Origin of the sequence: Bacillus sp. FJAT-27445 (assembly GCF_001510665.1) — a bacterium.
GTDB lineage: Bacteria > Bacillota > Bacilli > Bacillales > Cytobacillaceae > Bacillus_D.
The window spans coordinates 532,996-559,630 of the sequence record NZ_LMTI01000004.1 but is presented as its reverse complement, the minus strand read 5'-3'; the positions used below and the strand labels follow the sequence as shown (position 1 = coordinate 559,630).

The 26,635-nt window shown below is 45.0% G+C and carries 23 protein-coding genes; 5 read left to right on the top strand and 18 right to left on the bottom strand.

Annotation, left to right across the window (positions count from 1 at the left end; genetic code table 11):
* Positions 1-57: 57 nt before the first annotated feature.
* From AR337_RS14405 to AR337_RS14395, 3 genes are read right to left on the bottom strand one after another with little or no spacing between them, the layout of a single operon-like run.
* Positions 58-873: a flagellar hook-basal body complex protein gene (locus AR337_RS14405; protein ID WP_059172703.1), complete on the bottom strand. Its 816-nt coding sequence runs from the start codon at positions 871-873 to the stop codon at positions 58-60.
* Between the two features lie 15 nt (positions 874-888).
* Positions 889-1,302 (bottom strand): flagellar hook capping FlgD N-terminal domain-containing protein, encoded by a 414-nt coding sequence (locus tag AR337_RS14400; protein WP_059172702.1) that lies wholly within the window; start codon positions 1,300-1,302, stop codon positions 889-891.
* A 13-nt stretch (positions 1,303-1,315) separates the two neighbouring features.
* Positions 1,316-2,569: a flagellar hook-length control protein FliK gene (locus AR337_RS14395; RefSeq protein WP_059172701.1), complete on the bottom strand. Its 1,254-nt coding sequence runs from the start codon at positions 2,567-2,569 to the stop codon at positions 1,316-1,318.
* Between the two features lie 163 nt (positions 2,570-2,732).
* Between AR337_RS14395 and AR337_RS14390 the strand changes: the two genes are divergently transcribed.
* Positions 2,733-3,434 carry a glucosaminidase domain-containing protein gene (locus tag AR337_RS14390; RefSeq protein WP_059172700.1) on the top strand — a complete coding sequence of 234 codons (702 nt, stop codon included), beginning with the start codon at positions 2,733-2,735 and terminating at the stop codon, positions 3,432-3,434.
* Positions 3,435-3,457: 23 nt separating this feature from the next.
* Here the strand turns inward: AR337_RS14390 and fliD are convergent, their stop codons facing one another.
* The 11 genes from fliD to AR337_RS14335 all read right to left on the bottom strand — a co-directional run bounded on the left by fliD (position 3,458) and on the right by AR337_RS14335 (position 17,256).
* Positions 3,458-5,005: a flagellar filament capping protein FliD gene (fliD, locus tag AR337_RS14385; RefSeq protein ID WP_059172699.1), complete on the bottom strand. Its 1,548-nt coding sequence runs from the start codon at positions 5,003-5,005 to the stop codon at positions 3,458-3,460.
* Positions 5,006-5,148: 143 nt separating this feature from the next.
* Positions 5,149-10,245 carry a hypothetical protein gene (locus AR337_RS14380; RefSeq protein WP_059172698.1) on the bottom strand — a complete coding sequence of 1,699 codons (5,097 nt, stop codon included), beginning with the start codon at positions 10,243-10,245 and terminating at the stop codon, positions 5,149-5,151.
* 126 nt (positions 10,246-10,371) lie between these two features.
* Positions 10,372-11,205, bottom strand: a complete 834-nt coding sequence (locus AR337_RS14375) for a flagellin (protein ID WP_059172697.1) — start codon at positions 11,203-11,205, stop codon at positions 10,372-10,374.
* A gap of 97 nt (positions 11,206-11,302) precedes the next feature.
* Complete coding sequence (locus tag AR337_RS14370; protein WP_059172696.1) at positions 11,303-11,800, bottom strand: PilZ domain-containing protein; 498 nt, start codon at positions 11,798-11,800, stop codon at positions 11,303-11,305.
* A 125-nt stretch (positions 11,801-11,925) separates the two neighbouring features.
* Positions 11,926-12,804, bottom strand: coding sequence for a flagellar hook-associated protein FlgL (gene flgL, locus AR337_RS14365; RefSeq protein WP_059172695.1), 879 nt, complete (start codon positions 12,802-12,804; stop codon positions 11,926-11,928).
* A gap of 25 nt (positions 12,805-12,829) precedes the next feature.
* Positions 12,830-14,293, bottom strand: a complete 1,464-nt coding sequence (gene flgK / locus AR337_RS14360; RefSeq protein WP_059172694.1) for a flagellar hook-associated protein FlgK — start codon at positions 14,291-14,293, stop codon at positions 12,830-12,832.
* A gap of 11 nt (positions 14,294-14,304) precedes the next feature.
* A complete protein-coding gene (locus AR337_RS14355; RefSeq protein WP_059172693.1) occupies positions 14,305-14,772 on the bottom strand; it encodes a flagellar protein FlgN in 468 nt (155 codons plus the stop codon).
* Positions 14,765-15,031 carry a flagellar biosynthesis anti-sigma factor FlgM gene (gene flgM / locus AR337_RS14350; RefSeq protein WP_059172692.1) on the bottom strand — a complete coding sequence of 89 codons (267 nt, stop codon included), beginning with the start codon at positions 15,029-15,031 and terminating at the stop codon, positions 14,765-14,767. Before flgM ends, AR337_RS14355 begins: the two co-directional genes overlap by 8 nt.
* Positions 15,032-15,178: 147 nt before the next feature.
* Positions 15,179-15,958 carry a flagellar hook-basal body protein gene (locus AR337_RS14345; protein ID WP_059172691.1) on the bottom strand — a complete coding sequence of 260 codons (780 nt, stop codon included), beginning with the start codon at positions 15,956-15,958 and terminating at the stop codon, positions 15,179-15,181.
* A 5-nt stretch (positions 15,959-15,963) separates the two neighbouring features.
* A complete protein-coding gene (locus AR337_RS14340) occupies positions 15,964-16,803 on the bottom strand; it encodes a flagellar hook-basal body protein (protein WP_059172690.1) in 840 nt (279 codons plus the stop codon).
* 15 nt (positions 16,804-16,818) lie between these two features.
* Positions 16,819-17,256 (bottom strand): YaaR family protein, encoded by a 438-nt coding sequence (locus AR337_RS14335; protein WP_059172689.1) that lies wholly within the window; start codon positions 17,254-17,256, stop codon positions 16,819-16,821.
* A gap of 123 nt (positions 17,257-17,379) precedes the next feature.
* Between AR337_RS14335 and AR337_RS14330 the strand changes: the two genes are divergently transcribed.
* Positions 17,380-18,180: a MotA/TolQ/ExbB proton channel family protein gene (locus AR337_RS14330; protein WP_059172688.1), complete on the top strand. Its 801-nt coding sequence runs from the start codon at positions 17,380-17,382 to the stop codon at positions 18,178-18,180.
* Positions 18,177-18,899 carry a flagellar motor protein MotB gene (locus tag AR337_RS14325; protein WP_059172687.1) on the top strand — a complete coding sequence of 241 codons (723 nt, stop codon included), beginning with the start codon at positions 18,177-18,179 and terminating at the stop codon, positions 18,897-18,899. Before AR337_RS14330 ends, AR337_RS14325 begins: the two co-directional genes overlap by 4 nt.
* Before the next feature lie 248 nt (positions 18,900-19,147).
* Here the strand turns inward: AR337_RS14325 and AR337_RS14320 are convergent, their stop codons facing one another.
* The 3 genes from AR337_RS14320 to AR337_RS14310 are packed head-to-tail and all read right to left on the bottom strand — an operon-like array spanning position 19,148 to position 21,753.
* Positions 19,148-19,933 (bottom strand): ABC transporter permease, encoded by a 786-nt coding sequence (locus AR337_RS14320; RefSeq protein ID WP_059172686.1) that lies wholly within the window; start codon positions 19,931-19,933, stop codon positions 19,148-19,150.
* Positions 19,934-19,935: 2 nt separating this feature from the next.
* Positions 19,936-20,727 carry an ABC-2 family transporter protein gene (locus tag AR337_RS14315; RefSeq protein ID WP_059172685.1) on the bottom strand — a complete coding sequence of 264 codons (792 nt, stop codon included), beginning with the start codon at positions 20,725-20,727 and terminating at the stop codon, positions 19,936-19,938.
* Positions 20,728-20,739: 12 nt separating this feature from the next.
* Positions 20,740-21,753, bottom strand: coding sequence for an ATP-binding cassette domain-containing protein (locus AR337_RS14310; protein ID WP_059172684.1), 1,014 nt, complete (start codon positions 21,751-21,753; stop codon positions 20,740-20,742).
* Positions 21,754-21,926: 173 nt separating this feature from the next.
* On the opposite strand from AR337_RS14310, the gene AR337_RS14305 reads away from it, so the two are divergent.
* Entirely contained in the window at positions 21,927-23,222 is a 1,296-nt protein-coding gene (locus AR337_RS14305; protein WP_059172683.1) for a glutamate-1-semialdehyde 2,1-aminomutase, read from the top strand.
* Positions 23,223-23,470: 248 nt separating this feature from the next.
* Positions 23,471-24,553 (top strand): aromatic acid exporter family protein, encoded by a 1,083-nt coding sequence (locus AR337_RS14300; protein ID WP_059172682.1) that lies wholly within the window; start codon positions 23,471-23,473, stop codon positions 24,551-24,553.
* 284 nt (positions 24,554-24,837) lie between these two features.
* Here the strand turns inward: AR337_RS14300 and AR337_RS14295 are convergent, their stop codons facing one another.
* On the bottom strand, positions 24,838-26,598 hold the full coding sequence (locus tag AR337_RS14295; protein ID WP_059172681.1) for an ABC transporter ATP-binding protein: 1,761 nt from the start codon (positions 26,596-26,598) through the stop codon (positions 24,838-24,840).
* Between the last annotated feature and the right edge of the window lie 37 nt (positions 26,599-26,635).

Here is a 26,635-nt window from a genome sequence, read left to right as displayed (position 1 = left end):
ACCTATAAAAAAGGTGGATACCTCCATTGAGGCATCCACCTTTTTAAAAAGAATCTATTAACGTTTTAAATTCACTAATTCCTCTAAAACAGAATCAGAAACAGTAATTATTTTTGCGTTTGCCTGGAAGCCACGCTGAGCGGTAATCATATCCGTCATTTCTTCCGAAAGGTCAACGTTTGACATTTCAAGAGCGCCGGAGACGATTTGATTATTATTGGCGGTGCCTAGTAATGCGATAGCTGTCCGAGTGTCAGCATTTTGGGTTAAAGAATAGAGTGAACCGCCTTCTTTTTTCAAACCGGCAGGGTTATTTACAGTTACCGTTCCAATTTTCACATTTGTATTTACTGGGGTACCATCCGGTCTAACTCCGATAATGGAACCATCCTGATTAATTGAAAGTGAAACGTAAGTGCCTGGTGTGAATGAAATCTTTGCACCTGTACTATCCGTTACGTACATTCCGTTCTGGTTTACCAGTTGATTGTCTTTATCAAACATGAAGTTGCCTGCCTTGGTTAGGAAAAATTCCTTGTTGTTAGCATTGTCAAGTTTGTGTACCACAAAAAATCCATCGCCATCAAGATATAAATCCGTTCCGATATTTGTTGTAGTAGGGCTTCCAGGCGTATGAATTGTATCAATACTTGCCACTTTTGTTCCTAGTCCCACCTGGATTGGGTTAGTACCACCAGTATTTGCATTTGGTCCGGAAGCGTTTTTGACTGTCTGGCTAAAAATGTCCTCGAATACTACCCTGCTTTTTTTGAAACCGACTGTGTTTACGTTTGCGATATTGTTACCAATGACATCCAGCTTTGTTTGGAAGGCTTTAAGGCCTGAGACTCCAGAGTTTAGTGAACGTAGCATAATGTTTTCCCCCTATTATTTTTCCAATTCCATGGAAGTGATGGCACTAGACAAGATCTCCTGATCCCCGACTTTGTAATAGACAAGATTGTCCTTATAGTGAACTCCTGTGACAACTCCGTTTTCCTGCGCGTTCGTTTCCGGGTTTGTCCAGGTTACTTTATTTCCCATGACGTAAGAATATTGGCTAATGTTATTTGATGATTCCAAATAGGCTGTAAGAGACTTGTTTAAATTTGAAAGCTGTTCAAGAACACTGAGCTGGGCCATTTGCCCAATGAATTCGCCGTCTTTCTGAGGCTGTGTCGGGTCCTGGTGCTTGAGCTGGGTAACCAAAATTTTCAGGAAAGCCTCTTTTCCAAGCTCCTGATTATTTGTGTTTCCCGCCCGGGCCGTGGAATAGGAGTTAATTGATTGAATTGATGACAAGCTTCTTCCTCCCTTAGGCTGTTGTATTTATTTGCGAATAGGTTCCTGTATCCAATCCGTAATCCTGGTACTTTTCTTCGGCAGGCACTTTTTCTTCGCTGCGTTTTCTTGAATCGTGTTGTCCCTGTCTAGGATGTGCATCGCCTTTTTGTGAAAAAGCACCCATGAAATTGTTGCCGGCCTGCTGGGATATATCAATCTTGCCAACCTGGAGACCCTGTAGTTCAAGGGCGGAACGCAAAGCATTAATATGCGTTTCAAGTAGTTCCTTTCCCTGGGCTGTCCCGGCTAAAAACTCCGCCTTTATCTGCCCCTCTTGGATATTCAACTTGACTTCAATGTTTCCCAGATTTTCTGGTGAAAGCTTGATAATCGCTTCTACCCCGTTAGCCAGTCTTTGGACATTGATTGCCGTTTTCATTCCATCCAGGCCTTCGGGAACTTCCTGTCCCTGGTAGGCGGATTGAATAATTTGTTTTATATCCTGTTCAAAATGACTTGCCCTGAGGATAGGTGGAGCATCTCGGTTAATAGGCGGCTGAAGCGAATGGGCCGGCTTGCCTTCACTAGTTGTTATATCTGCTTCAATGTCAGCAGTTGGTCCTGCTTCTTCAGGCAAGATGGCCGCTTCGTTTTCTATTCCGGCAGAAACTTTTTCTACTGGAATTTTCAAACCGTTCACTAAAGGATTTTCCGTTTGAACTGGATTTACGGCTAGAAAGCTTGTCGTCTCCTTGTTCAAGTGGACCTGAATAGTTGGCTTAAGTATGTTCGCTGGGTCTGCCTCTTGCCCCCCGCTATTAATAACCGGGCCGCCTGTTTTCTGTAAATCTTCAGGGACGTTATTTATCTTTTCGTCTATCATTCCCCGTAACTCTGCAATTAACGGGCTTTTACCATTCGCCTCGATGCTTTGGTTGAGAATCGAAAGATCCCATTGCTTACCGTTCTGTGGGGTTATTGCCTCTCCTTGTTGGAGCCCTAACAGCTGCACTCCAGCTCCACCTTTATCTGATGCCCCTGTTTCCTCAGGTGAAGCATTTTCAAGTCCTGAAGAATTTATTAGTGGATTTTGCAGAAGCACCTGATTCATAAGGTTAAAAGGGTTGCCAGTTTCTGTATGAGTTTTCGCATCGCCTTCTGCCATCGCGCTAACCATCTGCAAAAGGGAGTCAAAGGAGGAAGGCTGTGTCCCGTCTGTTTCCGTCTCCTTTCCCTTGATGGAAGCGGCTTTATTTACATTTCCAAACGCTGTTGGCTGTATCATTTATCCACCTACTATCTGAAATTACCATGGCCAAAACGAGGATACTAGATATAGTAATCGAATTCACAATATATAACAATAGTGTAGTTTTTTAACGAATCCTGTTGATTTTGGAAGAAAACAAGTTAAAATAATAGCAGAATTACAAAAGGGAGCGTATGCAATGACCATCGGACCTTTATCAAGCAACTGGTTTTTATATAAAACGCTTATGGACACGGCCTTACTTGGATCGAACAATCGCCTTGGCCAACTAGGTTTATCAAGCAGTACATTTCAGATGCTTCTAGAGCAGGCGTTGCTCAAAGCTGAAAGCAATCAGTTTTCCGAGCAAAATCCAAATCCGGCCAACCCGTTTACGAACAACCTTGCATCTCTCATGCCTGGCACTTTGGAAACTCCGGCATCGACAACGGGATTTACCACCCCGAAGACCGATATAACAAGCACCGGTATAGATGCACCCACCCTGGACCGCCGACTTGGCGGAGTCCTTGAAAAAAGTGGTGAATTTTTTGTAGAGGCCGGCCGGAAATATCAGATAAGCCCGGCGCTGCTAGCCGCCATTTCCATCCATGAAACCGGGAATGGAACCTCGAATGCGGCCCGCTTTAAATTTAACGTTGCCGGAATGATGGGCAAGGATGGCTTAAAAACGTATCCTTCCATCCGGGACAGCATTTTCGATATGGCGAGAAACCTCCGCCAAAACTATCTTGATAAAGGAAAATTGACGATTTCGCAAATTGGCGCGAAATATGCCCCGATTGGAGCCGCCAATGATCCAACAAATTTGAATAACCACTGGGTGAAAGGCGTAAATAAACAATTTGCCGCCCTTACGACGGAGACCGATTTTGCATAAAACCGGTCTCTTTTTTTGTTCTCTTACATACCGCTTTGCTGGTACAGCCAAGAACTTTGAGAGTTAAATTTCGACATCGCTTTTTCCATTTCGGTGAACTGCCGGTAATATTGGTCTTCTTTCCGGAATAGTCTGTCGGTTTGACGGGTAATATCGTTCTGGATTCTAGCCAGTAGCCTGCCAACCGTACTTTGGTCCATTTGTGAACTTCCCGTCACTCCCGCTTTCTTCGTCAATTGGGACATGGCCGTCTGCACCTCGTCCGACAGTTGGTTTACTAGCCCATTTGTGCCAGCCGTTGTATCGCCAATTTGCGAAAACAACTTTTGAACCGCATCCGGATCCGCCTGAATGGCAGCGGTTAATTTTGCTTCATCCACATACAGCTTGCCGCGATCCTGATAGCTTTTGGAACCAATTCCGATGGAACTTAGCGAATTATAAGAGCTTCCTGTGCTGACAGTTGAGTTCATAATCCCCCGCATTTTGTTCAGTACCCCCGACAGGATGCTGTCATTCCGGAACAAACCGCTCTTCGCTTTTTCTTCCCATTTCTCGATTTGCTTTTCCGACATGTCTGTCTTCTGGTCATCAAGAAGCGGTTGGTAATCCCTATAAACCGGTTCAGTTACAAGCTTGTTCAGGCGATCAATCAGGGAATTATATTTTTCTACAAAATCTTTTATATTCTTTACTTCCGCTTCGACGCTGCGCGTTACCGTAACATTGCTTGTCTGTACGTTGCCGGAACCGTCGAGGGTCGTGCTCTTGAAGCTGAAGTTAATTCCCATAATCGTTGCATTGTTCGTTGATAGATTTGTTATGTCTTTTCCATCAAAAACAACATGGGCATTTTTCCCGGCAGCAATAAGATTAGCTGTGTCCAGGCCAAGTGTTTTACCTAATAGATCAAGGCTCGCTTGGTCTGTATTTCCGCTCAAATCTATTTTCGCCGCTTCGCCGGTCGCCTTTGTCCTCATCGTGAACTGCTGGAGATTGGCATCATAGAAGGCCTGGAGGCCAAGGCTTTTCTTGGTTGTACCATCGATGGCGCCATTAATTTTCGAAACGACATCGCCTATTTTATCCGTTGTTAGGATTTGAATTGTAGCCGTTTGGACCACAGAGGGATTCGCAGGATCTGTTACGCTAATGGAAAAAGAGGTATCCTGCGATAACTTTCCTTGTTCCCCAAGTGTTTTTGTTGGATCCAGCTGGACATTTTTGCCCGTAAACGCTGCCTGGCTAGCCAATTGTTTCACTCCAATTGAATAAGAGCCTTGGATTGAGCTTCCTGTCCCGGTCCCAGTAATGGCATTCGGAAGGTTTGAAGTAACTTCAAATGTGTTGTAGGAGCTTGAGAGTTTCATATTGAACAATGTTGAATTCCGAAAAGCCAGGAAGTCGGAATTCAATTGGCGGTAGGAGTCTAGAAGCCATGTCTGTTTCTGCTGTTTCTGCTTAAGCTGGTTAAGCGGAATCCTTTCAACATCCATTAGTTTTTTTACAATTGATTCTGTGTCCAATCCGGATGCAAGCCCGGTAATTCTCGTAACAGAGGATGTGTTCATCCACCTTCACCTCGCGTAAAGTGTCTTTTAACTACATGTATCGACATAATCATTCCAAAAGTAGAGAGGTAAATTGAAAATAATTTCGACGGGTATTTTTTAGCAAAAAAAAGAGCCCCGGAATGAATTCCGGGACCTATAACTTATTTTACTTTTATCGTTGTTTTTGCTACTACCAAGTAGTTATTGTCCAGATAGCCTCGAAGTTCTACTACAACTTCTCCCTTTTCCCATTTGAAGTCTTCGCGTTCAAATTTGAAGTGGCCTTTTTCAGCCTGTTTTTGCAAACCGTTGTTATCGGCTTTTGCAAAAACACCATTCAAGGTAACCGTCTGGACATCAAAGGAGAGAGACTGGAACTCTTTCGGCAAGTTTGCTTTTACGGTAAAGATGCCTTTATTTCCTGTGATTACTTTCGGAAGCACTTCGATGGAAACTGGAATAAACACTGTGAACGTTTTTTCCTGAGTCGTTGCCCATCCGGCGGCATCGGTCACCGAAAGCTGGATTTTGTATTCCCCAGGCTGATCAAGCTCAAGGCGGTCACCCTTAGAATATGTTTTTCCGTTAACTTTCAATTCTTTTGAAGTTATTTCCGAGATTCCGTCAAAAGCCGTATAATCCAGCGTTATAACAGAACCAAGTTCGAATTCTGTTTTTGTAACAATCGCTGCTTCCGGAGCAGTTTTATCAATTTTCACTTCGGCTGTTTTAATTACTTCGGCATTTTTGGCTTCATCAACAGAGTAATAAGCTATTTTCGAAATTCCTTCTTTGCTGATTTTAAAAGCAGTGCCTTCCACAAAGTCGGAACCATCGATTGAGTAATATGTTTTCACATATTTGCTGTTGTTGTCAGCGGAAGATAATGACACGAGAACGTCCTCTTTAACCCAACCGGCTGGAAGAGTTGCTTTTGTCACAGGTGCCGTTTTATCGATTTTGATTTCTGCTGTTTTTGCTTCTTCCCTATTCCCTGCCTGATCCACCGAGAAGTACGCAATCTTATTAACTCCCTCTTTTTCTACTGTAAAAGAAGCGCCTTCGATGAAGTCAGAACCGTTAATCGAATAGAAAGTCGCTTTAATACCGCTTGCCTCGTCAACCGGTTTTAGGGAAACCGAGACGTTCTCATTTACCCATGAACCCGGAATGGAAGTTTCAGTTGTTGGCGCGGTTCTATCAATTAGTACTTCTGCTGTTTTTGCTTCTTCCCTATTCCCTGCCTGATCGACCGAGAAGTACGCAATCTTATTGACTCCCTCTTTTTCTACTGTAAAAGAAGCGCCTTCGATGAAATCAGAACCGTTAATCGAGTAGAACGTCTGGCCGATTTTGCTGAGGCCATCAAATCCTGTCAACTCGATTGATACGCTTTGTGAATACTCCGGAAACGAATTAATCGTTGTTTCGGGAACGGTTTTATCAATCCAGACAAACGCTGTTTTTACCTGTTCCATATTTCCGGCATTGTCGAGAGAATGATAGGAAATTTTATTGTAGCCTTCCAATGTTACTAAAATTGATGTTCCTACCGTAATCGGCGCGTCATTCAAAGAGTAGAATGTACTTTTCACGCCTGTTTCATCATCGGTCGGATTAAGAGTCACGATTACATTTTCAGCTGACCAGCCCGCCGGCCCATCAAAAGCAGTTTCCGGAGGAGTTGTGTCAACAATAAGCTTTGCAAGCAAAATTTCTGACGGATCTGATTCCCCAAATGAATTGCTGTACGAAGTGACAATGTATTCATGGTTCGCATATGTCAGGTTTTGCAGTGTATAGCTGAGGTTGTTGATTTTTCCAGCAACAAGCACTCGTTCTTCGCCAATTAACTCATAAATATTATAGCCGTTCGCATAAGTGACGAAATCCCATGAGATCAGCGCGCTCGTTTCGCTTAATAGTTTGAGGCTCGCTGCTGGAATTCCCATGATCGGATACACAATTTTCTGCTCAACGCGGTTTGAAGGAACCGATTCTCCAAAGCGCGTGCTGTAAGCCGTTACTTCAAAGGAATGTGTTTCCTCTTTCAGGTTATAAACCTTGTAAGTTAGCGCTGGCCCTTTGTATAGGAGCTCTTTGTTATCTCCCTGAACCTTATAGACCCGGTATTCATTCGCCCATATAGCAACTGGCCACGAAAGGGTGATGTTGTTCGCGTCAAACACAGTTCCGCTCAATTTAGGGGCTTGGACAACCGGCCATGTCAGGTTAAACTCGATGGAGCTTCCTGCAGGCGACTCGCCGAAACGGTCACTGTATGAATGGACGACGTAAGTATAATCGCCCTCGGGCATATTTGTGAAGCTGGCGGATGTCCCTGTCAGTGTTCGAATCAAACTCTTTTCACCATTTTGTATTTGATAAATCCTATAGTCCTTCGCATAAGTTGATGAATTCCAGCGAAGCGTTATATCATTCCCATTTGAAATTGATTGGGTGAAATTTGCTGGTGCTTGCATGACTGGGAAAACCAGCTTAATAGCAAGAGTGCTTCCTACAGGTGATTCGCCAAATCGATCACTATAGGAATGAACTACAAAGGTATAATCACCTTCAGGCAGATTTACCAAAGAAGTTGAAGTTCCGGTTACGGTTCTATTTAAAATTCTTTCCCCATCGACAAGTTGATATACCCTGTATTCCTTTGCAAAAAGTGAAGCATTCCAGCGGAGTGTAACATCATTTCCGCTTGCAATAGAATGAGTTGCACTTGCAGGTGCCTGCATAATTGGGAATACAATATTGGATTGAACTGCGCTACCCTCTGGCGATTCGCCGAACCGGTCGCTGGATGAGTGGACTATAATCTCGTAATTTCCTTCTTGCATGTTCGTGAAAGTAGAAGAGGTTCCTGTAACTGACCTAAGCAAAACTTTTTCGCCATTATTCATATGATAGATTTTATAGGCTGTAGCATGAGTAACGGCATTCCATTTGATTGTAATATCGTTCCCATTCGAGATGGACGTTGTTACATTTACCGGCTTTTCCAATACTGGATAAACAATTGTGAGTTTGGTTTCCGCGCCGAAAGGAGAATCACCGAGCAAAGTGGAGTAAGCCCTGACAATGTAATTGATTTCTCCTTCGGGCAGATTCGTAAAAGTAACTGTTGTTCCGGATTGCGTTCGAACAAGGGTTTCTTCCCCTCCGACAACCTGGTAGATTTTATAGCCAGTTGCATACTGGACGGAGGACCATTGAAGCGTTATGTCATTTCCATTTTTAATCGAAAAGGATATGTTATCCGGAGCGGGCAAAAATTGACCATCTACTTTTACGGCAAACGGAGTGCCTACCAACGATTCTCCAAACCTTGATGAGTAGGAGTAAACTTCATAGTTATATAATCCAGGAGTCATATTGCTGTATGAAACTTTCTTGTCGGTGACAGTACTCTTCAACACTTTTTGCCCATTTACGATTTGATAAACTTTATAGTTTGTTACAAAATTGACTGAATCCCAGCTTAAAGTAAAGGAAGTTGGGCTTGTAACGGTTTGTACAGGATTTTCCGGAGCCGCCATTTTAGGATAGACAATCGAAATAGTAGCAGATGTCCCTTCACCCGATTCACCAAAACGGGTGCTGTACGTATAAATCCTGTAATTATGCACTCCTTCAGGAAGATTAGCCAAGGTGGCATTAGTTCCTGTAACTGTTGATTTTAAAATCTTCTGGCCGTCGACAATTTGATAGATTTTGTAATTCGTAGCAAACTCGACTGAAGACCATGTAAAATAAACATCATTTCCATTTTTGATTTCATATGCAAAGCTTTGCGGTGCTTGAAGGATGATTTGATCTAAAGTAAAAGAAATCATTGTTCCTTCGGCAGATTCACCGAAACGGCTGCTGTTCGCAGTTACCGATATAACATACTCACCTGCCGGCTGGTTTGACAAGGTAGTTGTCGTTCCGGTTACATTCCTTAACAGAGTTCTTTTTCCATCGGCAATCTTATAGACATTGTAATTTTCGGCATTGGATGATGAAGTCCAATTCAGGACGATATCATTGCCGTTTTGTACTTTATAGGTTAGTTCCGCAGGCGGATAAATTTGGACCGAATCAATTGTGAACGATACTGGAGCTCCTGTTTCTGACTCTCCAAAATTATTGCTGTAAGAATAAACCTCATACTGATAGCTGCCTGCAGATAGCTTTGCATACGTAACAGATGTTCCTGATACAGTGCTTTTCAGGATCCTTTGGCCATCCATGATTTGATAAACTTTATACGAAGTCGCATAAGTTGCCGTTGCCCAGCTGATGGTGGCATCGTTTGTGTTTTGAATTTTATACGTCAGCGTCCCAGGAGGCTGCATCACGATCTCGCTGACCGTAAGAGTTATCTGGCTGCCTTCGGCTGATTCCCCGAACCGGTCGCTAAAGGTGTGAACAATGTAGCTATGTTCCCCTGAAGAGACGTTTTTAAGTGTAACCGAAGTTCCAGTTACGGTGTTTAGCAATTGTTTTTGTCCGTCGAGAACTTCATAAACCCTGTAGTTCATCGCATATGATGAAGCTTGCCATTTAAGTGTAACGTCCGTCCCATTACTAACCGTAAATGACAAATTAGCAGGAGGCACCATTACAGGGTAGGCAAGATCCACATTAACTAGAGCTGATACCGGGGATTCCCCGTACAAGTTGTGGGATGCTGAAACAGCAAAAGTATATGATCCTTCTTCAGCTTTTGCCAGTGTATATGACCTGGAAGACGTTCTAGTAATTAAGTTTTTCTCGCCAGCTTCATTAATTCGATAAACGTTATAGGTTGTTGCATATTGGGATGCATCCCAGTTGAGGACAATATCATTTCCGTGGGTTATTGTTGAAGTTACTTTTGCCGGCGCTACCATATTGGGGTATATGATCTCGACGCTTACAGGTGCGGACGGTCCCGACTCTCCTCCACTGCTTAATGTCGAAACAACGTACCTGTAATTGCCCTCTGCAAGATCATTGAGGCTATAGTTTGTTGCAGTAACTGTTGCTAGAGGGACAATTTGGCCATCCTTAATTTCATAGACTTTATAGCCAGTGGCCCCAAAAACTGTATTCCAGGTCAGCTTTCCGTCATCTGGAGTAATCGATTGATACGCAAGATTACTTGGCGGAAGCATGGTGGTGTTTGCAAAAGCGGTGATATTCCCAAACGGCAAAACCAGTTGATAGAGCAGAATCAATGTTAGTAAAAATGTAGGGATTATGGATTTTTTCTTTCCCATAGCCTTGGCCTGCCTTTCCTAAAAACTTAGTATGTTTCGAGTTTTGCATACAATTAATTCCATTTATATGTAAAAAAGAGTATAAAAAACGGCCATCGGAAACCCAATGGCCATTTTAAATTAAAATTAACGAAGCAATTGAAGAACGCTTTGTGGCTGTTGGTTAGCTTGAGCAAGCATAGCTTGTGCAGCTTGAGCAAGGATACCGTTCTTGCTGTTCTCAACAACTTCTTTCGCCATATCAACGTCACGGATACGGGATTCAGCTGCTTGGGTGTTTTGGGAGCTGGAGTTCAGGTTGTTGATAGTGTATTCCAAACGGTTTTGAACCGCACCTAGATATGCACGACCAGTAGACACGTCTGCAATAGCCTTGTCAAGAACATCTAATGCACTATCTGCACCAGCTTGGGTAGTGACATCAATTGCACCTACAGTTGATGCGATAGTAGCCAAATCTGCTTGCCCTAAATCAACTTCGAAATTTTCTCCTTTATTAGCCCCTGTTTGAATTAATATTTTTCCGTCAGTATTAACTCCTGCAGATTTATCCAACAAGTTTTCACCATTAAACTTGGTGGTCTCGGCAATATTCGTAATGGTTGCTGAAAGTTCTGTAATTTCTTTTGATATAGCATCTCTTTCATCGGCTGCGTTAGTATCGTTAGCTGCCTGAACGGTTAACTCTCTCATACGCTGAAGAATGGCATGTGCTTCATTCATAGCTCCATCCGCTGTTTGAATCAGTGAAATACCGTCTTGAGCGTTTTGTGCTGCACGATCGAGACCGCGAATTTGAGCACGCATCTTTTCAGAGATTGATAGGCCAGCAGCATCGTCCGCACCGCGGTTAATTCGTAGTCCGGAAGAAAGCTTTTCCATGTTTTTCGACTGGTTGGCAGTGTTGATGGACATTTGGCGGTGAGTGTTTAATGCTCCAATGTTATTGTTGATAATCATTTTATGTACCCTCCTTTTATTGAGGAAATATTTTCCCTCTGTACTTTAATGTATCGACACTGTTTTTAAAAGTGTAGAGGGTTTTCGATAAATTTTTTTATTTTATTGATATTTTTCTTCTATTGTTTTCGATGGCGATGATTTCTTTTATGAGCTTGTTCTCGTCCGCTACGGGCATGTCGAGGAATTGGATTCCGTAGAGCGATTGTTTTCTTCCCAGGTTTTCGATTTTCCGGACAATCCTGCCGTTGAATGTGAACTGTTCCTTGTTCATGGAGAAATGGAGCGTGACAAATATTTTATCCCTTAACGTAAAGTCTTCTTCACACAAGACCCCTGCTCCACCTGCGCTCACGTCGGTAACTTTGCACGTATAAGGCTTGTCCATCTCTTCCGAACCTATTTTTTTTACTTCCATTACGGATTCTTCAATTTCAACATGGATTCTGAAATTCTCTCTTTTATTGTCAGCTTTTTCCTCGTTCATTGTCTGTTTTTGGCTATGATTCTTTCGATTTTTTAAAAAGAGAAATATAGCCGCTATGAGAAATAAAACCACTAAAGCCCCTAGTATGATAAGCTGTTGATCCTGCATGCCCCCGCACTCTCCCTATTAGGTAAGCTGAACATAAAACATCCCCATCTCCTGTTGGCTGGATGGGGATGATCAAACTATTAAATCGTATTCCCTGTACCTGCCGGCTCTGCCGATTGATTATTTTAACGAAGGAAATCAGCAAGGCTTAGCTGCATCATTTTCGAACCGGCTGAAAGCGAGGCTTTGATGGCCGATTCCTGTAAAGATAACTCTGTGAATGCTTTGGCGATATTGGTTCCTTCCAATTCCGCCAGCATTTTCTCTGTTAAAAAATGAGCCTGTTCCAATCGGCTTGAGGCTTGCTCAAGAAGTTTCTGGCTGGAGCCGACCACTGCCCGCTGAGCAAGGACATTGTCCAGATGCCCATCGATCTCCGACAGGAAGTTCCCAGGGTTTTCCCCGCTCTCCAGTTTTTCAGCAAAAGCAGTAAGAGTTTGGAAAAGGTCCCTGCCGCTTTCCGTATGGCCGAAAACCGATCCCGCACTTACTTTCACCTCAGCATTTAGCCCTTTGCCAATCTGCCATTTCATGCCCTCAGCACTTACAGGCTGCAAAGCATCATTCATAAATGGCTGGCTTTCAATATCAGTCCCTGAAAATAAATAGCCGCTGCCGAATCGGGTGTTGGCGATGGTTCCCGCCTGATTAAGGAGCGAGCGCATCTCAATCGCGATGCTCTTTCTGTCAGCCGGACTGAATGAATCACTGCTTCCCTGGACTGCAAGCTCACGGACACGCTGCATGACTCCGGTCACATCGTCAAGCGCATCATCCATTGCCAAGCTCCAATTGATTCCGTCCTGGGCGTTTTTCTGATATTGTTCCAGTTTCGCCAAGTCGGATTTGTACGAAAGGCTTTTTAATGCAGCCCCAGGGTTGGACGAAACCTTATCGTACAGTTTCCCGGATGCTATTTGCCCCTGCAGCGCTTCAACTGTTCGGTTATTTTTATGAAGATTTTTAATGAATTGATGGTTTATCATCAATGGTGTTACACGCATTGTAGCCCTCCTTTCCGGCCTGCCGTTACTTCATTCCATTAATCAGCACATTCAGCATTTCATTTACCGCGGATACATAACGTGCAGCGGCATTGTATGCCTGTTGGAACCGGACCATATTTGTCAATTCTTCGTCGATGGAGACGCCGGATATAGACTGTCTTTGATTTTCGACCTGCTGCGCCATCGCATTGGCATTATCGCTCCAATTGTTTGCCGCCTGTATGTCGGTTCCTAGCTCGCCAATAATTGTTTTATAAAAGTCGCCAAGTGACGCGATTGTTCCGCCAATTGTTAGTTTCCCTTGGAGCACATCGCTCATCTTCGTAGCATTAGAGCCGTCCCCAATATTCTCGGCGGCTGCCGCGGCAATCTTCGCCGGAAAGTCCTTTAGAAGCGGATTGACCATGATGCTGTCCGCGCTTGAAGGCGGTTGTGTCGGATCGTTTTTATCAACAAAGAATAGCAGTGGTTCAGGCTGAACGGAAGGGTCGTTTTTCTTTTTATCAAAATACTCAAGGCTTCTGGCATCGCTACTTGAATGGATTTTATTGATGCTGTCTGCGATTGCCTTTGCCAGCGCATCCAACTTCGTCTTAAGTGCTGGTATCGTGCCGGCCGTTGTTCCACCGGTTGTATAGCCGTGGGTTTCTAGAAGCCCCTGCACTTCGCCGCCCTTCAAAGTAACGGAAATCCCGTCAACCGCCGCTCCTCCGGTAAGAGGATTGATGGTAAAATCCTTTGCTTTATCGCCTTTAATGAGTTCCTCGCCGCCGACCAACACATTGATCTGCCCATTCTGCCCCGGCACTGTTTCGATATCAACAAGCCGTGAAAGCTTATCTAGAAGCACATCGCGCTTGTCGAGCAAATCATTCGGCTGGTTTCCGCCGGCAACGACTTGGGCGATTTTCAGATTAAGGGAGGCAATTTCCTTTGCCGTCGAATTAATTTCGTTCACCTTAACATTTAGCTGGTCAGCAATGCTTGTTTCAATTAGCCCGATATCCGAATGGATTTGATTGAGGCGGTCGGCTACTTCTTTGCCTGATGCGGCCGCGACAACCCTGACCGATAAATCATCCGGCCTTTTCGCAAGCTCCTGCAGGCTTTGCCAGAAACGCTGGATTGAACCATCCAACCCGGCGTCCGACAAATCATTGAAAATGCTTTCGAGAGCGGAAAGGCTGCCCGATTTGGCATCCCAATAACCCGCCTGCTGCTGCACGCTTTGGTATTGTTTGTCCAGGAACCCTTCCCTGATTCTCCTGAACTCGGAAACTTCCACTCCTGTTCCAAGCTGCATTGGGAGTGTTCCGTTTTGGATGCCAGGCGAGGCAAGCGGGTTGGTTGCCTTTAGGACGGCTTCCTGCCTTGTGTAGCCTTTTGTATTCGCGTTTGCAATATTATGGCCTGTGACACTAAGGGCCGTTTGCTGTGAAAGGATTGCCCTTTTCCCTACTTCCAAACCGTGAAAGGTAGAATACATTTCCTTCTCCCCTATGCTTTTGCGTCAAACAGCCGAACGGATTCGTTCATTTCCTTCGGGTTTGCCCCTGCGCTGTAAAGGCCAGGCCCTTCTGATGCAGGTAAGATTTGATTAATCATGTATTGTGTATATGTCAGCGATTGCTCGAGGAGCTGCTGGTTCAGGTGGTTCACCCGGCCAATTTCCTCGAACCGCTGCTGAAGAACGCTTAATATCGATTTCAATTTTTCTTTCAGGTCTCCGTCAGGCTGTTGTTCAATTAGCCTGGTAAACGAAAGATTTACATCCTCGCCGAGTGCTCTTGTCCTCTCTTCCTCCGCCTGTTTGATTTTTTTGAGAAGTTTGGACTCCTCAGAAATGACAGGAAGAAGCAGATTGACATCGCCTGAAACCAAGATTTCCTGTTTCCTTTTTGCTGTCTCAAGAAGTTTGTTGTGCAAGTCCGCCAAAAGCTGCAATACTTCAAGAAGCCTATTCATCCAGCTTAGCTCCGGTCTTCCACAGCGAAATCAATTTATCAGCGATTTTTTCACTGTCCACTTTGTATGTGCCATTTTCAACTTGCGATTTCAGTTGCTGAATTCTCAATTCTTTATCTTTTTGAATCTGAAGTTGCGCTTCGCTTGATAACTCTACTGTATCAACCTTATCCTTCTTTGTTCCTTCAGTGCGGCTGGGCTGATTTTTCCGATAAGCCTGATAGGCAGTATCGATTCGATTAAATGGATTGATTTTCATAACGGCCCACTCCTTTCAAACTTTCTCTTACCCCATGTATCGGCCGGAAATCTACAACCGACTAGGGTAAATCCACGATTTTTTACGAAAAAATAATAAAAAACGGCGGGCACTAATCCTCGGTGCCAACCGCCGTAACTTTAGATGCTATGTCCTCATGATTCCATTCGCGATTCCCATCATCTGGTCAGCATAGCTGAGCGCTCTTGAATTTGCCTGAAATCCTCGTTGCGCCTTGATCATATCAGTCATTTCCTGATTCAGGCTGACATTTGATCCTTCGAGGAAGCCCTGCCTGATTTGGTAGGTGTCACCTGGAACAAGGAACACATTCCCACCCGTCAGCCGGTAAACCCCGCCCTCGTTCTTTAAGAGCTGCGGATTCGAAAACCCAACGAGCCCGATTTGCTGGCCTGTCCCTTCAATGGTTCCATCAGCCCTGACTGTAAGCGTGTCGTTCTCATTCAGTTCAATTGGGTTTCCGTTCCGGCCGAGCAAAACATCGCCATTGGCGTTGACTAGCTGAAACCTTCCCGGCCCAACAGGGGTTTTCTGGAACGCCCCGCTTCTCGTGTATAAAATTTCATTGGCTGTGCCAGTAGTACGGCGAACCTGGAAGAAGCCTTCCCCTTCAATCATGAAATCGAACGGTTGGTCCGTTTGCTTTGGCGCGCCTTGGGTCAAATCCATCGGCGTTGCCGCAATTCGGGATCCATAGGAAACTCGCAGTCCGTCCGGCGACAGCCGCCCTATTTCCTTTTCCGCTTCCGGCTGCTGCCGGATGGATGCTGCAAGGTTTTCGGAAAACGCGGCTTCCCTGCGTTTATATCCAGCGGAATCCACATTCGAGATATTGTTGGCAATTGTATCCAACTTACCCTGGTATGCCTTGATGCCTGAAGTAGCGATAAATAAAGATGAGCTCATGGTTTTTATACCCTTCCAATCGTATTCAATTGCTCTAATGTTTTGTCGTAGGCCTGCAGAACTTTCTGGTTTGCCTCATACAGGCGGATGTTGGCCATCATTTCTGTAATTGTCTGTGACATATCAACATTCGACTGTTCCAGCATCTTGTGGTGCAGCTGGAGCCCGGCAGGCAGATTGCCGGTAATCATCGCCATTCCTGGTCCTTCAAGCTCGTACTGGCCATTGTCCCTTTTGTTCAGCTGGTTGGGATTTTCAACAATCACCATCCCAATCGATCCTATTGTCCTTGTCCGCTGCGGATCATTTGGAAAAGCGACGATGTCCCCATTCGATGAAATTGAGACATCCTTCAAGAGCGGGTCAAGCCCAGTGATCCTGTTCCCATTTTGCCCTAAAACAAAATCCCCTGTTGCCGTTACAAGCTCTCCGTTTTCATTCACGGAAAAACGGCCATTCCGGGTCAGCCTCATGGTGCCTTCTTCTGTTTGTACCGCAAAGAATGCAGCCGGCTTAACAGTTCGGCCATCCACCTGAACCGGTGTAATTCCCTGATCATTGATTGCGACATCGAATGGCATATTTGTTTCTGTCAGCACCCCCTGCAAAAACAATGGCAGCGACTCCTGGTTGTAAACGCCCATCGATAATGTTCCAAGCCTTGCTTGTACTCCTTTTTCCCGGCCGCGGATTTGCTCGAGCAAAACCTCGGGAAATGAACGGAGCGGGCTTGCGTCCTGTTTGAAGCCAGGCGTTTCCGCATTGGCCAGGTTATTTGTCAGCGCATCCTGCTTACGCTGAAGCGCAATCATACCGGATGCGGCGGAATCAATTCCTCTTAGCATATCGTCTCCCCCTCTTTACATGTACAGGTTCACTAAAAGCCCTTTTATCTCACCCAGTTTGTCCAGCAGACCGACCGTTGTCGTTTGCTGGTCGAATACCTGGTCGGACAATTCGAGCAAATGGCGGTCTACCTGTTTTATCAAAATCAGCTTTTTCTCTCGGCCGTTTTGCTGAAAATTCCTGTGTTCCTCAAGTGTATATCCATTATGGACTACTTCCTGAAGAAATTCCCTTATCGTTTGCTTATATGCCAATAAATCCTGCATCGACCTCGAAACAGTTAGCCGGCTTCCATTTCTGTCCAATTGCGACAACAGAGACTCGAGCCGTTCCTTGCTCAGGCCAAGCTGCCTGTCATGGAATATTTGCTGGAAAGAGGGTGATTCTATGCCTCGTTCCCTTACTGGCAAATGGCGTTCTTGGCCGATTCCATGGCTTTGTTGTATTTTCAATTTGGCCCTCCTCCGTCCAATCGGTTAAAAAATATTTTTTCAAAACACAATTGTCGAATTTTGCCTTGTCCTTTACAATGGCAAGTATCAAGTTAAATTAAAGATAAACCAAAGGAGAAATTCATGTCTAGTATTTTTGGAATAATTTTGGCATTGCTGGCTGTTGGTTTTGGGATGATTTTAAAGGGCGCTCCACTTGCTTCCCTGAATAACCCCGCCGCATTTTTGATTATTTTTGGGGGAACTGCGGCAGCCCTGTTTGTCGCATTTCCGTTCAGGGAAATGAAAAAGTTCCCTAAATTGTTGAAAATTGCGTTGTTCGAACCAAAGCTTCCTTCCCAGGCAGTAACAATTGCAAAATTAATTGCATGCGCAGAAATGGCCAAAAAAGAAGGCTTTCTTGCTCTGGAGGGAATTGCCGAGTCGACAACCGATCCTTTTTTTAAAAAGGGACTGGAAATGATCATCGATGGATACGAAGCTGAGTTTATCGAGGAAGTTTTATTTGAGGAAGTGGATGCAATTCAAAAAAGGCACCAATCCGGTGCTCTTATTTTCACCCAGGCTGGAACTTATGCCCCTACTCTTGGCGTTCTAGGCGCAGTAGTCGGGCTGATTGCCGCACTTGGTTCCCTTTCGGAAATTGAAAAAATCGGTCATTCTATCTCGGCCGCTTTCATCGCGACCCTTCTTGGAATTTTTTCAGGGTATGTCCTCTGGCACCCGCTCGCAACCAAACTGAAGCGGATTTCCAAGCAGGAACAGGACTCCAAGCTTGTCGTTATCGAAGGGCTGCTCGCAATCTATGAGGGGATTTTGCCAGGCGCATTGGAAAAAAAATTGACCGTCCATATTCCTTTGTCCGAGCGCAAGGAGTATGAAAGCCTTGACAGGGAAGCTCTTTTTGAGGAGAAATCCGCATGAGGAAGCGAAGAAGAAAGTTTGACAACAGTGATGAAGGCCATATCGACGAGAGCTGGCTGATTCCATATGCCGACTTATTGACCCTTTTATTGGCTTTATTTATTGTCCTGTATGCGGCAAGTAATATTGACGCCGCAAAGTACCAGTCGATTATGGAATCGTTCAAATCAGAGCTGACTGGAACGAAAATCCCCGATAAAAACGAAGGCCTTACACCGCAGCTGCCGACTCCAGGGCTGCCTCAAAAGGAGGAGCAGGAAGAGAAAAAAGATACAGAGCTTGACGCTTTGAAAATCAAGCTAGAAAATTATATTAAGAATAATAAATTGGAGGCGGTCGTTTCCCTGCAGGAATCAAAAAAAGGCGTTGAAGTGTCTTTGAAGGATGTCATCCTTTTCGATTCAGGGAGGGCTGAACTGAAGGCACGTTCCTTTAAAACGCTTGATGGAATGGTCGGGCTGATCAATACCGTTCCTAACATGGTTAGCATTGAAGGCCATACAGACAATGTTCCTGCTACCAATACCATTTACAGGACAAACTGGGAACTTTCAGCGGCCAGGGCCGCCAGTGTTCTATACTATTTTGAGTCAAAAAATGTCAAATCTAGCCGACTCCAATTCTCAGGTTTCGGCGAATACCATCCGTTGTTTCCAAACGATACGGATGAACGCCGCCAGGCCAACCGCAGGGTGACAATCGTTATTCTGAGGCAATAGTCATCCACGCTCCAAATCTATTTTAACATAATAAAAACGCCTGCCGATTGATGCAAATTGGCAGGCGTTTTTATTCTAAGACATAAAAAATGCATAAAATTTGTCTAGCTCAAGCGCCCAGCGCCTAGTGTACTTCGGTCCCCTCGCTACGATAAGTCAACATCGATTCCCTTGCGCTCATCGTGTTTCCTTTATCTCCATCGGAGCCCTCCAGTCCATACGGCGCTAAACGGGCGCTTTCGCTTTTCTCAATTCCCCGCTCCCCTGTACTGCTTCACTCCCTGATTCCATAGGAAAATTGAAGCCGTGAAGAAAAGGATTCCCATTATTGGAGTAAGGAAGGCGTATCCGAACCATTCTTCCCTCCCGAGAAAATAGGCGGCGGGATAGACTCCTACAAATGCGAAAGGCAAAATCCACGTCAAAACGAAACGGATGGCCTTGTTGTATATGTCGACTGGATAGCGCCCGTAATTTCCGATGTTGTACATCATCGGCATGATTGACGTCCGGGCATCCGCCCAGAAACTTACACAGGCGAGCATGACAAAGACACCGCCGTAAATGAGCGCACCGCCTGCCACAAATAGCAGGAAAATAAACGGATCTGCCCATGACCATTCAATGCCAAGCTTGTTACCCGCGTAAATCATAACCGCTATTCCGGTAACCGCTCCAAAAAGACCTTCTAGTTCAAGCCTTTCAAGGATAATCTGGAACAGGCTGTGGATCGGCCTTGTTAAAATCCGGTCCAGCTCCCCTTTAACAATGTATCGCTCATTAAAATCCCAAATATTGAAGAACGCCGAAAAAATCGCATATGGAACTAGGAAAAAACCGTAGATGAAAATGATTTCATCCCTGCTCCAGCCGTTTAGAAACGATGTATGTCCGAAAACGACAAGAATGAAAATGAAATTGACCGCCTGGGACAGGAGGTCGGAGACAATTTCAACCAGCAGGTCAGCCCGATACTGGAGCCTTGTTTTCATATACTGTCCTGCATATTGAAAAAACATCGATGCATAAAACACGGTCAGCCCCCCTGAATGACAAGCTGTTTTTTGGCAAGCTGCCAAAGGATGAAAATTGGAACAAGCAGGATGAGAACCCAAACCGCCTGCTGAAGGATTGCCTCAATCGCCTGCCCTTGTGAAAAACCCTTCGTCACAATCATACTAGGGGTGTAGCTGATCCCCTGGAAAGGGAGATACTTCATGATTTCCTGAGCCCAACCAGGAAAAAAGCTCATTGGCAAAAGCAGGCCGGAAAACAAATCAATGACGACCCTTTTTGCTCGTATTAACCCTGCGTTATTATATAGGAAAAATGTTGTTATCCCTGTTAACAGATTGATCTGTGTGTTGATCAGAAAGCTAAAGAAAATGGAAACGGCAAAAAGCCCCCAGACAGCCGGATCCCAAATCAGCTTAACCGGGAAAATCAGCGACACGATTACCATTCCGGGCACGGAGAAAAAAAGCAGACGGAAAATCCCTTCGCCAAGACCCTGCATCGTCTTCATGCCTAGGTAGCTGTAAGGGCGGATCAGTTCAATCGCGACTTTCCCCTCCATGATTTCAAGCGCCATTTCCCTGTCAAGGTTGTTGAAATAAAACGCCCTCGCCATCCAGGCTATTGCCACATAAGTAGTCATCTGCTCGACCGAAAGCCCCTGGATGCTTTCTTTCCCGCCGTAAATGGCATTCCAAAGAAAATAGTAAGCTCCAATATTTATACTGTAAATCAATATTCCGGTATAGTAGTTTGTCCGATAGGCCAGCATCATCAAAAACCGGATCCGGACCATTTCTAGGTACTTGTCCATCTGCTGCCTCCCTTATGCTGAGCCTTTTTCATAAATATTGCGGATAATTTCCTCAGTGGAGGTTTCATTGATTTTAAAGTCCTTAATTTTGAAAGCCGAAACAACTCGTGAGATAACCTTGGAAATGACTTCATCCACATCTTCGGTCTGGGCTGTAAAAACCTGGCCTTTCTCGTCCATTTCCCATTTCACCGGCATATCGGCGGTCACTTGCTGAAGGGCGGCAAGCTCCACTTTTTCGAGGAATTCGAATTGAAGCTCCTTCCCTTCAACCCATTTTTCCTTTAAGTCATTCAGCGGGCCATCATAAATGATGCTGCCTTCGTCTAGCATAATTACACGCTCGCAAAGCGCCTCAATATCCGAAAGGTCATGCGTAGTCAGCAGAATTGTCGTATTGTACTTCTCATTTATTTCTTTTAAAAAGTCGCGGATTCGCAGTTTGACTAACACATCAAGGCCGATGGTCGGTTCATCAAGGAACAGGAGCGGAGGGTTATGGATCAAGGCGGCCGCTAGCTCACAGCGCATCCTTTGTCCAAGCGACAGCTTCCTGACCGGCTTGTCCAGCAGCGGCCCGATCTCGAGCGTTTTGATGACGTGATCCATATGCGAATTGTAATCAGCATCGGAGACTTTATAGACTTTTTTCAAAAGACGGAACGACTCCTGGACAGCAATATCCCACCAGAGCTGGGAACGCTGACCGAAAACGACACCGATTGTCTGAACGAACCGCTCCCTTTCCTTATGCGGATCCATTCCATTGACGATGATTTTGCCAGATGTAGGCGTCAGAATGCCTGTAAGCATCTTGATGGTCGTCGACTTTCCCGCTCCATTTTCGCCGATGTAGCCGACCATCTCCCCCTGTTTTACATGAAAGCTTATATCATTAACGGCGGGAACAATTTTATAATTCCGTGTAAACAGGTCGCGAAAAGCACCTGCAAGGCCTGACCGGCTTGAATGCGATTTAAATTCCTTCCGTAGCCCGGTTACTTCGATAGCGTTCGTATGATTCATTTTTAATCCTCCAAAAACAGCACTCTAACAAAACAGTTTATCCAATCTTTTTGAGCAAAACAACTTTCTGGCATTCTTATGAAGGATAATGATAGTATTTTCATGCCAAAACTTCAATCATAAAGCAGAAGAATGCTATTATAGGTAAGTAAATTAAGAGGAGGCCAGCGCACATGAACTTTTCGAACTCTGAAAAATTACATAAGGAAGCACTTGAACATATTGTTGGCGGAGTCAATAGTCCGTCGCGCTCATACAAGGCGGTCGGCGGCGGCTCGCCCGTTGTAATGGAACGAGCTGCGGGAGCCTATTTTTGGGATGTAGACGGAAATCAATACATTGATTATCTGGCAGCCTATGGCCCAATCATTACCGGCCATGCCCATCCGCATATCACGAAGGCGATTAAAAAGGCGGCAGAAAGCGGCGTCCTTTACGGAACGCCTACCCAACATGAGATTACCCTGGCAAAAATGCTGAAGGAAGCGATGCCGGCGATGGACAAGGTCCGTTTCGTCAACTCTGGCACCGAGGCGGTCATGACCACCATCCGTGTTGCACGTGCGTATACCGGCCGTGATAAGATTATCAAGTTTGCCGGCTGCTATCATGGGCACTCCGACCTTGTCCTAGTTGCCGCTGGCTCCGGCCCGTCAACGCTTGGGACACCCGATTCCGCCGGCGTGCCAAAGAGCATTGCCCAGGAAGTCATAACCGTACCATTTAATGAAACAGAACCATTGAAGGAAGCACTCGATAAATGGGGAGACCAGATTGCCGCGGTCATGATTGAGCCGATTGTCGGCAATTTCGGCATTGTTGAACCGAAGCCCGGATTTCTTGAAAAGGTAAAAGAGCTTACCCATGAAGCTGGCGCTCTGCTCATTTTTGATGAAGTAATAACCGCTTTCAGGTTTATGTATGGAGGTGCCCAGGACCTTCTTGGCATCACTCCCGATTTAACCGCGCTTGGAAAAATTATTGGCGGCGGGCTGCCAATCGGAGCGTATGGAGGCAAACAGGAAATCATGGAGAAGGTTGCCCCGCTCGGGCCGGCTTACCAGGCTGGCACAATGGCTGGAAACCCTGCCTCGATGCTTTCGGGTATCGCATGCCTTGAGGTCCTTAAGCAGGAAGGCGTTTACGAGTATCTCGACCACCTTGGCGAAATGCTTGAAAAAGGCATTCTTGAAGCAGCAAGCAAGCATGGCGTGCCAATCACCATCAACCGCCTTAAAGGCGCACTGACGATTTATTTTACAACAGAAAAAGTCGTAAACTACGAGCAAGCGGAAAACACTGACGGAGAGATGTTTGCTCGGTTCTTTAAACTGATGCTCCATCAAGGCATCAATCTTGCTCCATCAAAATACGAAGCATGGTTTGTAACCATTGCCCATTCCGAAGAAGATATCGAAGCAACGCTGCACGCTGTCGACAATGCATTTTATTCTTTAATGAATGAATAGCTAAATTTCAATAAAATCCAGGGGCTTTACAGGCTCCTGGATTTATTCATAAAAAATTCACTTTCTTAGCTTCCCCACTTGTTGTATAGTACAGTATTGTTTAGCCTTGCCCCAAAAGGTGAAAAAATAATAAGAACTCCTCTTGAAATCTGGAACTTTCAAGCTTGAAAGTAACTTTTCGGCTGGACAGTTATTTAAATTGGGCTATACTTGCTGTATTAAAGAATAGTTTGAAGGGAATTTTTTCAATGAAGTTAGGTGCACGTATTTTAAAGACGGGGATCGCCATTATGCTGGCGCTTTTGCTCAGCGAACTACTGGATGTGCCATCACCGGTAATGGCCGGGATTGCCGCGATTTTCGCCGTGCAGCCGACCATTTACAGGTCCTATCAATCCATCCTTGAACAAGTGCAGGGGAATTTTATCGGAGCGTTATTCGCCACGGTTTTTGTCCTTCTTCTGGGAAATCATATACTAGTCATTGGAATTGCCGTTGTAATCGTGATTACAATTAATCTTAAACTAAAGCTTGGGAATACAATCGGCCTTTCGCTCGTGACACTCATTTCCATCATGGAATCGCCTGGCGATCAGTTCATTGAGTTTGCCGCCATCAGGTTTTCAACAATCATGCTCGGGGTTTTCTCGGCATTTATCGTTAACCTTGTTTTCCTTCCACCCCGCTATGAAAGCAGGCTGTACCATAAAATATCGGATGCAACAGGGGACATTATCCGCTGGATCAGGCTGGCTGCCCGGAACGCTTCCGATCACAATTTGCTGAAAAACGAAATCGAAAAGCTGAAGGATACACTGGTTAAAGCCGACCTTATCTATTCCATGTATAAGGAGGAGCGGAACTTATTTAAGCGTGAGGATGCGGTTAAAGCACGCAAACTTGTCATCTACAGGCAAATGCTTTCCACTTCAAGAGCGGCCCTTGAGACATTGAACCGCCTCCATCGTTTTGAAAACGAGTACCATTTGCTGCCGGATGCGTTCAAGATGTCATTACTGGAACAGTTGGACTGCCTAATTACCGACCATGAGCATACTATGCTTAAATTCATCGGGAAAGTACGACCTGAGGCTGTACTGGAAAGCCCGGTCCCATGCCTCGACAAAAAGGAAGTGTTCCGCCTTTTCATTACAAGGCAAAAAGAGTATGAGGAAGAGGACGACAACCACCTTTACCATACGATGCAAATTGTATCTGCCATTCTTGACTACGGTGAACACGCTGAACATTTAGACACATTGGTCACAAGCTTTCTGTCCTATCATCAGGATGATAATGAAATTACGATTGAGGAACAGGTTTTGGAATAGTAGTTGTTTGAAAAGAAGCATCGGTCCGCTGGTGCTTCTTTTCTTTGCTATATAAAATTAGGCTTTTGATTTCCACTGCGGGCAGACTTCCTTCTTTCCTGGGTACATTTTTATCGAGCATTTATTTTAATATATCGAGCGATTATTTTTATATATCGGTGATTATTTTTATATATCGGCGATTATTTTAATATATCAGCGATTATGCTAAATATATCGAGCAATTATTTCTGGATACGGAGTCCCCTGCTTTTAATAAAAACAAAAAAACCGGTTTGGAGTAGTTACTCCGTTCCGGTTTTCTGTTCGAGCTGCTGTACCTGAAATAGGCGGTAATAGCCGCCCTGCTTTTCCATTAATTCGTCATGGGTGCCGGTTTCGACAATCTCCCCATGTTCTATGAGGACGATTTTATCGGCATGGGTAATCGTGGACAGGCGGTGGGCGACGATGAAGGTTGTCCTGTCCTTCGCCAGCTTCTCGAGCGCCTCCTGGATTTGATGTTCGCTCTCGAGGTCGAGGGCAGAAGTCGCTTCATCCAAAATTAAAATCGGCGGGTTTTTCAGGAACACCCTTGCAATCGCAACCCGCTGCTTTTGTCCGCCAGAAAGCTTGACTCCGCGTTCGCCAACCTTCGTTTCATACCCTTCAGGCAAATTAGCGATGAATTCCTGGGCATTCGCGGCCTGCGCAGCAGCCTCTACTTCTTCATCACTTGAGTTAGGTTTGCCCAATAAAATATTCGACCTGACGGAATCACTGAACAGGATATTGTCCTGGAACACGACCCCGATTTTATCCCTGAGCGTCTGGACTTTGAATTTCCTGATGTCCATCCCATCAAGCAGGATTCGGCCTTCAGTTACATCATAAAAACGGGGGATCAGGCTGACTAGCGAGGATTTTCCGCCTCCGCTCATGCCGACAAGGGCAATCGTTTCACCTTTTTTCGCTTCAAGGTTGATGTTTTTCAGCACCATCTCTTCGCCTTCCCCGTAAGAGAAGCTGACATTTTCAAAAGAGATATGGCCGTTTACCTTTGTACAGTCAATCGCACCAGGTTCATCAACAATGTCGTATTTTTCATCCGCGAATTCAAAAACACGGTCCATTGAAGCAAAGGACTGGGTAATCGTGGTCGATGAGTTCACAAGCCTCCTAAGCGGGTTATAAAGCCTGTCAATATAAGCAATAAACGCGACCATCGTCCCGACCGTCAGCTGGCCCTCAATTACGAGGTAGCCTGAGTAACCGATGACGATAAGTGGTGCAATGTCCGTAATCGTATTGACAACCGCAAAGGCTTTTGCGTTCCAGCTTGTATGCTCAAGCGCTTTTTGTAAAAAGTTCTTGTTCGTCCGGTCGAACTGTTTTTGTTCATGTTCCTCAATCGCAAAGCTTTTGATCACCGACATGCCTTGCACGCGCTCATGTAGATAGCTTTGCACCTCCGCGAGGGCTTGGGAACGGTTTCTTGTCAGGCTCCGTAAATTTCCGAAAAAATATTTGACCGAAAAGGCGTATAAAGGAAACAGAATGAGCGAAACCATTGTCAGCTTTACATTCATTGTAAACATAATGGCAATTGCAATCAGGATTGTCGCAACATCAAGCCACAGGTTCATGAGACCGGAAATAACAAACGCCTTCGTCTGTTCCACATCATTGATGACCCGCGAAATAACTTCGCCGCCTTTTGTATTGGAGTAATACTTGAAGCTGAGTTTTTGCATATGTGAATACAGCTTATCCCTGATATCATAGAGGATTTTGCTTGAGGTCCACTGGGCAAAATATTGTCGGTAATATTCGACTGGCGGACGAACTACAACAAAAATAACAATCATGATACCCATGATCCAAAATAGCCTGTCGAGCTTCTCCTGTTTCGGCATCGTGCTTCCGACAATGTCATCGAGGACATATTTTATGAGCATTGGGATGATAAGCGGAATCGCAAATTTAATGACCCCGATTAAAATTGTCCCGATTATTTGCCATCTATACGGTTTTACATAATGAAGATACCTTCGAATGCTGCCCAAACTGTTTCCTCCCCCTTATCAAACAAAAACCTGTTGA

Bases quoted from the DNA above. Each gene is read 5' to 3' on its own strand.
- AR337_RS14370 (WP_059172696.1), bottom strand. From the start codon at position 11,800: ATGCAGGATCAACAGCTTATCATACTAGGGGCTTTAGTGGTTTTATTT.
- AR337_RS14305 (WP_059172683.1), top strand. From the start codon at position 21,927: ATGAACTTTTCGAACTCTGAAAAATTACATAAGGAAGCACTTGAACAT.
- AR337_RS14405 (WP_059172703.1), bottom strand. From the start codon at position 873: ATGCTACGTTCACTAAACTCTGGAGTCTCAGGCCTTAAAGCCTTCCAA.
- AR337_RS14300 (WP_059172682.1), top strand. From the start codon at position 23,471: ATGAAGTTAGGTGCACGTATTTTAAAGACGGGGATCGCCATTATGCTG.
- AR337_RS14355 (WP_059172693.1), bottom strand. From the start codon at position 14,772: ATGAATAGGCTTCTTGAAGTATTGCAGCTTTTGGCGGACTTGCACAAC.
- AR337_RS14340 (WP_059172690.1), bottom strand. From the start codon at position 16,803: ATGCTAAGAGGAATTGATTCCGCCGCATCCGGTATGATTGCGCTTCAG.
- AR337_RS14375 (WP_059172697.1), bottom strand. From the start codon at position 11,205: ATGATTATCAACAATAACATTGGAGCATTAAACACTCACCGCCAAATG.
- flgM (WP_059172692.1), bottom strand. From the start codon at position 15,031: ATGAAAATCAATCCATTTAATCGAATCGATACTGCCTATCAGGCTTAT.
- AR337_RS14395 (WP_059172701.1), bottom strand. From the start codon at position 2,569: ATGATACAGCCAACAGCGTTTGGAAATGTAAATAAAGCCGCTTCCATC.
- AR337_RS14315 (WP_059172685.1), bottom strand. From the start codon at position 20,727: ATGGACAAGTACCTAGAAATGGTCCGGATCCGGTTTTTGATGATGCTG.
- AR337_RS14390 (WP_059172700.1), top strand. From the start codon at position 2,733: ATGACCATCGGACCTTTATCAAGCAACTGGTTTTTATATAAAACGCTT.
- AR337_RS14380 (WP_059172698.1), bottom strand. From the start codon at position 10,245: ATGGGAAAGAAAAAATCCATAATCCCTACATTTTTACTAACATTGATT.
- flgK (WP_059172694.1), bottom strand. From the start codon at position 14,293: ATGTATTCTACCTTTCACGGTTTGGAAGTAGGGAAAAGGGCAATCCTT.
- AR337_RS14310 (WP_059172684.1), bottom strand. From the start codon at position 21,753: ATGAATCATACGAACGCTATCGAAGTAACCGGGCTACGGAAGGAATTT.
- AR337_RS14330 (WP_059172688.1), top strand. From the start codon at position 17,380: ATGTCTAGTATTTTTGGAATAATTTTGGCATTGCTGGCTGTTGGTTTT.
- AR337_RS14325 (WP_059172687.1), top strand. From the start codon at position 18,177: ATGAGGAAGCGAAGAAGAAAGTTTGACAACAGTGATGAAGGCCATATC.
- fliD (WP_059172699.1), bottom strand. From the start codon at position 5,005: ATGAACACATCCTCTGTTACGAGAATTACCGGGCTTGCATCCGGATTG.
- AR337_RS14345 (WP_059172691.1), bottom strand. From the start codon at position 15,958: ATGAGCTCATCTTTATTTATCGCTACTTCAGGCATCAAGGCATACCAG.
- flgL (WP_059172695.1), bottom strand. From the start codon at position 12,804: ATGCGTGTAACACCATTGATGATAAACCATCAATTCATTAAAAATCTT.